The organism is Myxococcus sp. CA039A, assembly GCF_013336645.1.
Lineage (GTDB): Bacteria > Myxococcota > Myxococcia > Myxococcales > Myxococcaceae > Myxococcus > Myxococcus llanfairpwllgwyngyllgogerychwyrndrobwllllantysiliogogogochensis.
Genome location: NZ_JABUMQ010000342.1, coordinates 1 through 11559 on the forward strand (window position 1 = coordinate 1; position 11559 = coordinate 11559).

Consider the following 11559-nt stretch of genomic DNA (forward strand, 5'->3'; position numbering starts at 1 on the left):
GGTCTTCGCCGTGGCGACGACGACCGAGCAGCGAGCCTCGCTGCGGGAGCTCGGAGCCGACCATGTCGTGGACCCGGGCGAGGAGACCTTCGTCACCCGGCTCCTGGCGGCGACGGGAGGAAGCGGAGTGGAGCTGGCCGTGGTCGCGCCGGGCGCTGTCGGCCTCGACCGGAGCCTCGCTGTGCTGGGTGAAGGCGCGCGCGTCTTCGACCTGCGTGCGTCCTCCGTGCCGGCTCCCGTGGGTGATGCGAACGTCGCCTGGTGCGAGGTGGACGTGCCGGCCTTCGCCCGACGCAGGCCCGAGCGCTTTGCTCGTCTGTGGCAGGAGGTGAAGGACGCGTTCGAGGTGAGAGGCCTTCCCTCCGTCGCCTCCGGGGTGAACTCTTTCACCTTGAATCACCCGAAGGCGCGCGTGGTGGTCCCCTCGGTGGGTGCGAAGCGGCTTCGCGCCGATGGGACGTACCTCGTCACGGGTGGGCTCGGTGGGCTCGGCTTCGCGGTGGCGAAGTGGATGGTGGAGCAGGGCGCCGGTCACCTCGTGCTCATCGGCCGCGACACGGCCCTGACACCGGAGCAGCAGCAGGACGTGGCCGCGCTCGAGGCCGCCGGAGCGCGGGTGCGAGTGGCTCGGGCGGACGTGTCCGACCGCGCGCAGCTCGCCCGGGTGCTCTCGGAGACAGTCCGGGATGAGGCCCCGTTGCGAGGTGTCATCCACGCGGCCGGGGTGCTGGACGATGGTGTGCTGTCGCAGCAGACGGTGGAGCGGTTCCAGCGCGTCATGGCGCCCAAGGTGCGTGGAGGCTGGAACCTGCATGTCCTGACGCGCGAGGCGCCGCTCGACTTCTTCGTGCTGTACTCGTCGGCGGCCTCCCTGTTCGGAGCACCGGGGCAGGGCAACTACGTGGCAGCCAACGCCTTCCTCGACGCGCTCGCCCACCATCGTCGAGCGCTGGGGTTGCCGGGCCTGAGCATCAACTGGGGGCCCTTCTCGGAGGTCGGTCTGGCCGCGGCGCAGTCCAACCGGGGCGAGCGGCTGGCGCAGCGAGGCTCGGACAGTCTGACGCCCGCGGAAGGCAACGCGATTCTGGGGCGGCTGCTGGATGGTGAGGTGACGCAGATGGCGGTCATGCCGCTGGAGCTGCGCAAGTGGGTGGAGTTCTATCCGCGCGCGCGCTCGTCCCCGTGGCTGTCGGAGCTGGTCCCCGCTGGCTCGGGCGCGGAGGCCCGCGAGCCGGGGAACGAGGCCCTGCTGGAGACGCTGAAGACCGCGTCCCCGAAAGAGGCACGGGCGGCCCTGGAGCAGTTCGTCCGCGAGCAGCTTGCCCGTGTCCTGCGACTGGACTCGGCGCGCATTGCTCCGGATGCGCCGCTCCAGGGTTTCGGCCTGGACTCCCTGATGGGGTTGGAGCTGCGCAACCGGCTGGCCGCGGGGCTGGCGCTGTCACTGCCCGCCTCGTTGATTTGGAAGCACCCGACGCTGGAGGCGCTCTGCGCGCATCTCCAGAGTGAAGTCATGGATCGCAACCTCGCCGAGACGCTCGCGCGTGCGGACGAGGGTACCAGGCCGGTGATGGATGCGGCCGCCGCTGACGACAACGAGGTCTTCGTTCTATGAGTGTCCGTGAGTTGTTGAGCACCCTCGCCGCCAGGGGTGTGCGCCTGCGTGTCGACGGAGAGAAGCTGGTGGTCGAGGCGGGCAAGGCCGTCCTCACTCCGGAGCTGCGCGCCGAGCTGTCCGCGAACAAGGGTGACATCCTGGCGTTCCTGGGGAAGCACTCCGCGCGCGAGGTGTCGTCGAGCGCGCCGGCGCTGCCGCTCGCGAGGCCCGAGGTCATCCCGTTGTCCAGCGGGCAGGAGCGGCTCTGGTTCCTGGACCGCCTCTCGCCCGGCACGGCGCAGTACAACGTCCATCTCGGTCTCCGGGCGCGAGGCGCGCTCGATACCGTGGCCCTGCGCCGGAGCCTGGAGGAGCTGGTCCGGCGGCACGAGGTGCTCCGGACGCGCTTCCCGGAGGTGGAGGGCAGTCCCCGGCAGGTCATCGCGTCACCTGATGCGGGCGTGGCGCTGACCGTGGTGGAGCTGCCAGGGCTCACCGAGGCGCGGCGTGAAGAGGAAATCCAGCGGCGCTCGGATGCGGTGGCCCGGCAGCCGTTCGACCTGGCGACGGGACCGCTCTTCCGGGTCACCCTGGTGGCCCTGGGCCCCGACGACCACGCCCTCTTCGTGACGAAGCACCACATCATCACGGATGGCTGGTCGCTCGGCGTCTTCGTGCGCGAGCTGTCGGCGCTGTACGCGTCCTTTGTCCGGGGACAGACGCCCGTGCTGCCGCCCGTGTCGATGCAGTTCGCCGAGTCGGCCCTGCGCGAGCGTGCGTGGCTGACGGGGGAGTCGGGTGCCCGCGAGCGGGCGTACTGGAAGGGGAAGCTCCAGGGGCTGCCGCCGCTCCAGCTCCCCGTGGACCATGCGGTCTCGACGTCCACGAGCCATCGTGGCGCCACCATTCCCGTTGCCTTCTCACCCGCGCTCAGCGAGGCCTTGAGGGAGCTGGCCCACCGGGAGGGTTGCAGCCTCTTCATGGTGTTGTTCGCCGCGTTCTCGGCGCTCCTGCACCGCTACTCCGGACAGGTTGATTTCGGTGTGGGGACGGTGATCGCGAACCGGGGGAACACGCCCGCGGACCTCATCGGCTTCATCGCCAATACCCTCGCGCTGCGCTGTGATTTCTCGGGCGAGCCGACCTTCGCGCAGTGGCTGGCCCGCGCGCGCAAGGTCGTGCTGGAGGCGCTGGACCACCAGTCGCTGCCGTTCAGCGAGGTGGTGCAGGGAGTGGGCGCCTCGCGAGAGGGCGGGCTCAACCCGCTGGTGCGCGCCTGCTTCACGCTGGAGAACATCCCCGCGCCCGTGCTGGAGCTGCCGGGGACGCGCTGGTCGTTCCTGAACGGCGCGCCGGACGGCAGCGTGGAGGGCGTCGCCAAGTTCGAGCTCTCGCTCATCCTGGCCTCGGGCGACAACGGCCTGGGCGGCATGCTCGAGTACTCGCGCGAGGTCTTCGACGCCTCGACGGCGGAGCGGATGGTGGAGCACCTCCAGGTCCTGCTGGAGGCCATCGTGGCCCGGCCGGAGGCACCCCTGTCGAAGCTGCCGCTGCTGTCCCCGGCGGAGCGCGGAAGGCTCCTCACCGACTGGAACGGTCCGGTGCTCGACGTCCCCGCGCTGTGCATGCATCAGCTCGTGCAGACCCAGGTGGAGCGGACGCCCCAGTCCGTGGCCGTGGTGAGCGGGCACACGCGGCTCACCTATGCCGAGCTCAATCGCCGGGCGAACCAGCTCGCGCATCATCTGCGACGGCTCGGTGTCCAGCCCGAGGCTCGCGTGGGCCTCTGTGTCGAGCGCACCGAGGACCTCGTCATCGGCCTGCTGGCCATCCTCAAGTCCGGAGGCGCCTACGTCCCGTTGGACCCCGCCTATCCGAAAGAGAGGCTGGCGCTGATTCTCGAGGACGCCCGGGTGCCGGTGCTGCTCACGCAGCAGCGCCTCGTCCCGGAGCTGCCCGCCACCCAGGCGCGAGTGGTGTGCCTGGATACGGACGCGCCGGCCATTGGCGCGGAGCCGGACACGAACCCCGAGCAGGTCACGTCACCCGACGCGCTCGCGTATCTCATCTACACCTCGGGCTCCACCGGCAAGCCCAAGGGCGTGATGATTGACCACCGCAACGCCGTGGCCTTCCTGACCTGGGCCCTGAGCGTCTTCTCCCCGGAGGCGCTCGCGGGGACGCTGGCCTCGACGTCCATCTGCTTCGACCTGTCGGTCTTCGAGATTTTCGCGCCGCTGTGTCTGGGGGCGAAGGTCATCGTGGCGAAGAACGCGCTGGAGGTGTCGGAGCTCCCCGCGGCGCGGGAGGTGACGCTCATCAACACCGTGCCTTCGGCCATGGGCGCGCTGCTGCGAGCGGGCGCGGTGCCGTCCTCGGTGGTCATCGTGAACCTGGCGGGTGAGGCCCTCGCGGGGTCACTGGTCGACCACATCTACCAGCTCGGCCATGTGCGGGACGTGTTCAACCTCTATGGCCCGAGCGAGACCACGACCTACTCCACGTTCACCCGCGTGAGCCGTGGACAGACGCCGACCATCGGGCGCCCTGTCGGAAACACCCAGGTGTACGTGCTGGATGCGCACCGGGAGCCGATGCCCGTGGGCGTGCCGGGCGAGGTCTTCATCGGCGGCCACGGTGTGGCGCGAGGGTATCTGGACCGGCCGGAGCTGACCGCGGAGCGGTTCATCGCGTCGCCCTTCGCCGGAGGCACCAGCGAGCGTCTGTACAGGACGGGGGACCTGGCGCGGTGGTTGCCGGACGGACAGCTCGAGTACCTGGGCCGGATGGACCACCAGGTGAAGCTGCGGGGGTTCCGCATCGAGCTGGGCGAGATTGGCGCGGCCCTGATGGAGCACCCGAACGTCCGTGACGCCGTGGTCGTCGTGCGTGATGGACTGGGGGCGGACAAGCAGCTCGTCGCCTACGTCGTCGGACGCGAGCAGAAGGCTCCCGAGCCGGCGGAGCTGCGCGACCACCTGAAGTCCCGGTTGCCGGAGTACATGGTGCCCTTCCTGTTCGTGAGCCTGGAGGCGTTGCCGCTCACGCCGAACGGAAAGGTGGACCGTGCCGCGCTTCCGGCGCCGGAGCGTCCGCGCTCGGGGGCCGGCAAGGAGCACGTCGCGCCCAGGACTCCCGGGGAGGTGTCGCTGGCGGCCATCTGGCGCCAGGTCCTGGGGGTGGAGCAGGTGGGTATCCATGACCACTTCTTCGAACTGGGCGGGCACTCGCTCTTGCTCTACCGGGTGCTCGTGCTCGCGCGGGCGGAGTCTGGAGCGGACATCCCGCTGCGGGCCTTGTTGCAGGCTCCGACGCTGGAGGAGATGGCACGGACCATCGAGGCCGCGAAGACGGGCTCGCTGCCGACCCACGACGTGGTGGCGGAGATGGAAGCGGATGCCGTGCTGGATGCGGCCCTGGAGCCAGGCGACGCATTGCCGCCCCTGACGGGCGCCGCGCGCACCCTCCTGCTGACCGGCGCCACGGGCTTCCTCGGGGCCTTCCTGCTGGAGGAACTCTGCCGCAAGACGGAGGCGCGCATCTATTGCCTGGTGCGCTCCAAGTCAGCGCAGGACGGCATGCACCGGATTCGCAAGAATCTGGAGAGCTACTCACTGTGGAGCGAGGCGCTGGCGTCGCGCATCGTTCCCCTCCAGGGGGACATCGGCCTGCCCCTGCTGGGCCTGTCCGAAGCGGAGTTCCAGCGACTCGCGGAGGAGGTGGACGCCGTCTACCACAACGGCGCGCTGGTCAATTTCCTCTACCCCTACGAGTCCATGCGCGCGGCCAATGTGCTCGGCACGCGGGAGATTCTCCGGCTGGCGATGCGCACGCGCATCAAGCCCCTGCACTACGTCTCCACCGTCTCCGTGTTGCCGCTGGGGCGCCAGACACCGATTCTGGAGGACGAGCCCCTGGAGGGGGCCGAGAGCCTCGTGGGTGGGTATGCCCAGAGCAAGTGGGTCGCCGAGAAGCTCGTGAGGGAGGCTTCGCGTCGTGGGCTCCCCGTGACGCTCCATCGACCGGGACGGGTGACGGGGCACAGCCGCACGGGGGCCTGGAACACGGATGACCTGGTGTGCAGGACCCTCAAGGGCTGCGTGCGGATGGGCAGCGCCCCTCGTGTCGAGGCCCTGCTCGACGTGACGCCCGTGGACTACGTCAGCAGCGCCATCGTGGACTTGTCCCTGCGCCCGGCGTCATTCGGACAGACGTATCACCTGGTCAACCCGCGGTTTGTGCGCGCCGATGAGATGTGGAGCCACATGCGCTCCTTTGGGTACGGGCTGCGAGTCCTCCCGTATGACGAATGGCTCGCCGAGCTGGGCGTCGCGGCTCCGTCCGACAGCGAGCTGGGAGATCTGCTCATGTTCCTCCAGCAGGTGCCTCCGGAGGACCGGAGCGTGGGCGGGCCGCGGATGGTGGTCTGCGACAGCGGGAACACGTTGAAGGCCCTGGGAGGAACGGGGACCGCCTGTCCCTCGGTGGATGCCTCCCTGATTTCAACCTACCTCTCGTCCCTGGTGCAGCGCGGCTTCCTCGCTGCCCCCGGGACGCGGTAGCACCCGCCTGTGTGACGCGCGCCAGGAGTCCGGGCGATGAACCGCCTGGGCTCCGGGGCTGTCTTCTCCAGCTGACATCCGAGCAGGGCGGTGACACCGTCCAATCACAAGGCCAACACAGGACGTGATGGCGGCTCCGCGTGGGCCTCGCGACGTCGCGCCCAGGGATTCACGCAGTCACACCACGTCTGCTTTCAGCACGGCGGCATGCACCCCACGCGACAGTCCGCGTGGGCACGCGTGTCGGGAGCTACTTGCGCAGCAGCGTCCCCTCGAAGAAGAACGCGACGCACGCGGCCAGGATGAGCCACGTCCACAGCGGCACGGTCGGCCGGTCCTCGTCACCGCTGGACGCCTTCACCGTCTCCTCACCGAAGTACGCGGTGAGGGTGTCCTGTGGCACGCGCGTCAAGTCGCTCTCCGCCGGGTCGAGCATCGCCGCGAAGGACAGCGCCGGCTGCATCTTCCCGTCCGCGCCCAGCACCGAGTACGCCCCCGGCTCCAGCACCGGCCCCGCCACGACCGAGCCGTCCGGCTGCTCCTTCACCGGCAACTCGCTCCCATCCGGCGCCTTCACCGCCGTCACCTTCTGCGAGCCCTCCGGCCGCAGCGTCACCTGCTCACCCACGCGCACGCGCACCTCTTCGCGCTCCTCCAGGGAGCCGGTGAGGTACGCCGCGAAGCGCTGCATCAGCGGCAGGAAGCTGGTGCGGATGGCGAAGTCACTCCAGTCACGGTCCACCGTGCTGGTGAACATGGCCACGCGGCCCTTGCCCTTGCGCATCACCGCCACCGCGGGCGCCCCATCCTCGTACGTGGCCAGCACCTGGCTCGCGCCGGGCGACGCCGGATTGTCCGCCTCCAGCAACACGTACCGGTAGAAGCGCGCGCCGATGAGCCCCTCCTCCGCCCGCCCCGTGAAGGGCGAGAAGAGCACGTGCTCCTGCTTCACCTGCGCCAGCCGCGCCGCCTTCGTCTCCGCTTCCGGGTCCGTCTCGCGCTCCGCGCTGGTGCGCACCACGCGCAGCGGCCTGGGCAACACCGCCCCCAACCGCTGGTTGTAGTCCTCCGTGTTCACCCGGTCGCCCATGCTCAGGAACAGCCCGCCGCCGTTCTCCACGAAGGCCGCCAGCCGAGCCGCCTCCTCCGGGCTGGGCGCCGGCACGTTCAACAGCAGCACCAGGTCGTACGCGGCGAAGTCCTCGCGCAGCCCCACCTCCGAGTCACGCACCGCGACTTCCACCGGAGAGCCCGGCGCCGTCAGCGCCGCGTCCACGAAGAACGCCTCGTCGCGGTAGCGCGTCGCATGGGGCGCCCCATTCACCACCAGCGCCTTGAGCGCCTTGGGCACCGGCAACACGAACGCTCGGCGGTCATCCTCCGCCAGCGAGTCCGACGCCAGCGTCACCTGGCCCACCACCGTGCCACCCTGTGGGAAGCGCACCGTCAGCGCCTTCTGCGTGGTGCCACCCGCGGGCACGTCGACGAAGCCCTTGGCCAGCGTCGTCTCGCCCGTGCGCACCGCGGCCTCCAAATCCTTGGCCGCCTCCGTCCCGAAGTTGCGCACCGTGAAGGTGAACTGGAACGAGCGCGGCCCCGCCTGGAGCGCGGGCTCCACCTTCAGGTCCACAATCGCGTGGTTGTTGAGCGCCTCGCGTCCCTCGGCCACGTCGCGCAGCACGACTTCGGGCTTCACCGGCGCCCCCGTGGGGCCCTTCACCGTGGGCGGCGGCGCCTCCAGCCGGAACGCCGAGGCCGCCATGTCGGAGACCACCACCAGCCGCTTGGCGGCCATGGGGTTCTCCTCCAACGAGCGCGACGCCATCTCCATGCACCGCGACAGGTCCGCCGCCCCGTAGGTCGGCTTTGCTTCATCCACGAGTCCGCGCAGCCGCGCCCGGTCGAACCCCGGAGGCGGAGGCGCGGCGGGGGAGCTGGTGCACACCAGCACCGTGGCGGGCTCCTCGGGCAGCAGGTCCTTGAGCGCGTCGCGCGCCTCGTCCCGTCCTCGCTCGAAGAGCGACGTGCCGTCCGTCCAACGCATGGAGAGCGACGCGTCCAGGATGATGGCCGTGGCGGCCGGGCCCTTCACCACCTGCGCGGCGTGCGCGTCACGGCTCAGCTCCGGCCGGGCGAGCGCGATGGGAATCGCCAGCAGGATGAGCGTGCGCAGCGCGTACAACAGCAGGCGCTTGAGCTTGAGTCGGCTGGCGGTGCGCTTCTGGCTGCGCAGCACGAAGGCCAGCGGACCGAACGGATGGGGCCTCGGCCGACGTCGGTCGAACAGGTGCACCAGCAGGGGGATGAGCGCGCCCAGCGCGCCCAGCAGCATCCACGGATTGCCGAACGTCACCCGCGCCTCCCGCGTCGCCCCAGGTAGCGCAGCAGCACGTCGTCCAGCTTCTCGTCGGTGCGCACCAGCTCGTAGTCCACGTCCGCCTCCGCGCACGCGGCCTTCACGCTGGCCAGGAAGGCGTGGAACTCCTCCAGGTAGCTCTCCTTGATTTCGCGCGGATTCACCTCGATGCGGCCCTCACCCTCCATGTCCAGGAAGAGCGTGGGGTCATCGAAGGGGAACGTCAGCTCCGCCGGGTCCACGACATGGAACAACGACACGTCGTTCTTGCGCTGCCGCAGCGCGAGCACCCGCTTGAGCGCGTCCTGCTTCTCGTCGAGCAAATCCGACAGGACGATGACGGTGGAGCGCCGGGGCAGCACCTCCGCCAGGTGGTCCGCCGCGCTGCCCAGGTCCGTGCCTCCGCCCGGCGTCGTGGCGTCCAGCGTCTCCAGCAGCACGTTGAGGTGGCCCGCCGAAGCGCGCGGCGGCACGTCCTTCCACTTGCCGCCGGTGAGCAGCGCCAGCCCCGCCGCGTCCTGCTGACGCACCAGCAGGTAGCACAGCGCTCCCGCCAGCGTGGTGGCGACCTCCAGCTTGTTCAACGCGCCGCTGCCGTAGCCCATGGAGGCGGACGCATCCACCACCATGACCGAACGCAGGTTCGTCTCATGCTCGAAGCGCTTGACGTAGTACTTGTCGAACTTGCCGTACGCCTTCCAGTCCAGGTGGCGCAGCTCGTCGCCGGGGGCGTATTCCTTGTGCTCGGCGAACTCCACGCTCTGCCCCTGGTGGGGACTCTTGTGGAGGCCGGACAGCACCCCCTCCATCACCGCGCGGGCACGCAGCTTCACGCCCTTGAGGCGGGCCAGCGTCTGGGCATCGAGCAGCACGCGGCGCTAGCCCTTCACCACCGTGAGGAGCTGGTCGATGAGCTTCACGGAGGTGATGCCCTCGCTCTCCGCGGTGAAGTTGGGCAGCACGCGGTGACGGAGCACCGGCCGCGACAGCGCCCGCACGTCCTCCACCGTGGCCACGAAGCGGCCATGGAGAATCGCGCGCGCCTTCGCCGCGAGCACCAGGTACTGGCTGGCGCGAGGGCCCGCGCCCCAGGACACGTTCTTCGCCACGAAGTCCGGCACGCCGGGCTCCTTGGGGCGGGTGTTGCGCACCAGCTCCACCGCGAAGCGCACCACGTGGTCCGGCACCGGCACGCGCCGCACCAGCTCCTGCAGCGCGAGGATGCGCTCGGGCGACAGAATCTTCTCCAGCTTCGGCTGCTCGCCGCCCGTGGTGCTCTTGACGATCTGCACCTCTTCCTCGGCCGTGGGGTAGCCCACGTCGACGAGGAACATGAAGCGGTCCAACTGCGCTTCCGGAAGCGGGTACGTGCCTTCCTGCTCAATCGGGTTCTGGGTGGCGAAGACGAGGAAGGGCAAATCCAACGGATACGTCCGGCCGCCCGCGGTGATGCGGTACTCCTGCATGGCCTGGAGCAGCGCGGCCTGCGTCTTGGGCGGCGTGCGGTTCACCTCATCCGCGAGGATGATGTTGGCGAACAGCGGCCCCTGCACGAAGCGGAAGTTGCGCCGGCCGGTGGTGCGGTCCTCCTCCAGGATGTCCGTGCCGGTGATGTCCGACGGCATCAGGTCCGGCGTGAACTGGATGCGGTTGAAGGAGAGGTTGAGGACGTCCGCCAAGGTGGAGATGAGCAGCGTCTTGGCGAGGCCGGGCACGCCGACGAAGAGGCAGTGGCCCCGGCTGAAGAGCGAGATGAGCAGGTGCTCGACGACTTCCCGCTGGCCGACGACGCGCTTCTCAATCTGGCCGACGATGGCGTTTCGAGCCTCGGCGAGCTCCTCGACTGCGCGGAGGTCGTCGCTCGAGGGGTCGGGCACGGGACGTGGGGCGGGGGCGGCGCTTTCCATGGAAGGAGTCTCTTAATTCGCGGGCGGCGCCCGGACCAACGGTTTCCTCCTTCCGAGCAGCCGAGTCGTGAGGTGGCAACCGTTGGAGCGGGGGGCTATTCCGCTGCCATACACTCTGGAACAGGCCCGGAAGGGGCCTGGGCCCCCTCCGTGCCTGCACGCCCCCCGAGCAGGGCCAGCCCCCCGAGGGGCAGGGGGAATGCCGCCTCGCGGACACGCTGCTTACCGTCTCCGGAGAACCGGCCTCCGACGGACGGCGGCCGTCTCCGGGGTGCGCGCATGCGGTTTGAGCGAGCGGGACGTTGGTTCCACGGCTGGCGGGTGATGGGGCCCGTGGCCCTCCTCTGGGGGGCCGGGCTGGCGTGTGGCTCCCAGCAGGACGCTCCCGAGCCCCCCGGGGAGACCGCCGCGCCCGGAGCCGACGGGGTGGCGCCGTCCGGGCCGGAAACGCCGCCCTCGGAGTCCACTTCGCCGCCCTCGGGCGCGCTGCCGGAGGGCACCCTCTGGGAGACCCGCGTGGGTGGGCCGCAGGACGACACGCCGTCCGGCCTCGCCGTGGGACGCGGCGGCGACGTGGTGATGGTGGTGTCGCAGACACCCCGGCAGGACGCCGACCGCGAGCCGGTGGAGGGGGAGCTGCTGGCGGTGGAGCTGGCGCGGTATTCGCCGGAGGGGACGTCGCACTGGGTGCAGGACTTTCCCCGGGAGCGGCTCTCGGAGCTGAGGGTGGCGGCCTCGCCGGGCACGGACGGCGCGGTGTTCCTCACCGGCAATGCGTTCCTGTATCCGGCGAACTTCGGGCTGGGAGCGGCGCAGGACGGCTTCGTGGTGCGCTTCAACGCGGAGGGGCGCGCGACGTGGCAGCAGCGCGTGGGGCAGAAGGCGCGGGCGGTGGCGGCGGACCCGGCCGGGGGCGTGGTGGTGGCGGGCGAGGAGTGGGAAGGCGAGGTGCAGGACCCGGTGCTGACGCACTACGCGGAGGACGGCTCGGTGCGCTGGACGCGGCGGCTCACCGGGACGGGCGAGGGCACGGCGCTGCACGCGGTGGCGCTGGCGCCGTCGGGGCAGACGGTGCTCGCGGGGCAGCTCTCCGACACGTTGGAGGTGGATGGCGAGTCGTTCGGCGCCAAGGGCTGT

General features: G+C 70.4%; 5 protein-coding genes and 1 pseudogene. 3 read left to right on the forward strand and 3 right to left on the reverse strand.

Features of this window, described 5'->3' with window-relative positions:
• Positions 1-1615: SDR family NAD(P)-dependent oxidoreductase (locus HR086_RS38805; protein WP_174468136.1), on the forward strand; the 1615-nt coding region annotated here is incomplete at its 5' end.
• On the forward strand, positions 1612-6159 hold the full coding sequence (locus HR086_RS38810; RefSeq protein WP_174468137.1) for a non-ribosomal peptide synthetase: 4548 nt from the start codon (positions 1612-1614) through the stop codon (positions 6157-6159). The genes HR086_RS38805 and HR086_RS38810, both read left to right, overlap by 4 nt.
• Before the next feature lie 250 nt (positions 6160-6409).
• Here HR086_RS38810 and HR086_RS38815 read toward each other — a convergent pair whose 3' ends face one another.
• From HR086_RS38815 to HR086_RS38825, 3 genes are read right to left on the reverse strand one after another with little or no spacing between them, the layout of a single operon-like run.
• Entirely contained in the window at positions 6410-8512 is a 2103-nt protein-coding gene (locus tag HR086_RS38815; protein WP_141641669.1) for a BatA domain-containing protein, read from the reverse strand.
• Complete coding sequence (locus HR086_RS38820; RefSeq protein WP_174468138.1) at positions 8509-9387, reverse strand: DUF58 domain-containing protein; 879 nt, start codon at positions 9385-9387, stop codon at positions 8509-8511. Before HR086_RS38820 ends, HR086_RS38815 begins: the two co-directional genes overlap by 4 nt.
• 6 nt (positions 9388-9393) lie before the next feature.
• The gene (locus HR086_RS38825; RefSeq protein ID WP_141641671.1) at positions 9394-10422 is read right to left on the reverse strand and encodes a MoxR family ATPase; all 1029 of its coding nucleotides are present in this window, start codon (positions 10420-10422) and stop codon (positions 9394-9396) included.
• Between the two features lie 279 nt (positions 10423-10701).
• On the opposite strand from HR086_RS38825, the pseudogene HR086_RS38830 reads away from it, so the two are divergent.
• Positions 10702-11559 (forward strand): annotated as a pseudogene (locus tag HR086_RS38830) (hypothetical protein); the annotation flags it as partial.

Coding starts and splice junctions, on each gene's coding strand:
- HR086_RS38810 (WP_174468137.1), top strand. CDS start 1,612: ATGAGTGTCCGTGAGTTGTTGAGCACCCTCGCCGCCAGGGGTGTGCGC.
- HR086_RS38825 (WP_141641671.1), bottom strand. CDS start 10,422: ATGGAAAGCGCCGCCCCCGCCCCACGTCCCGTGCCCGACCCCTCGAGC.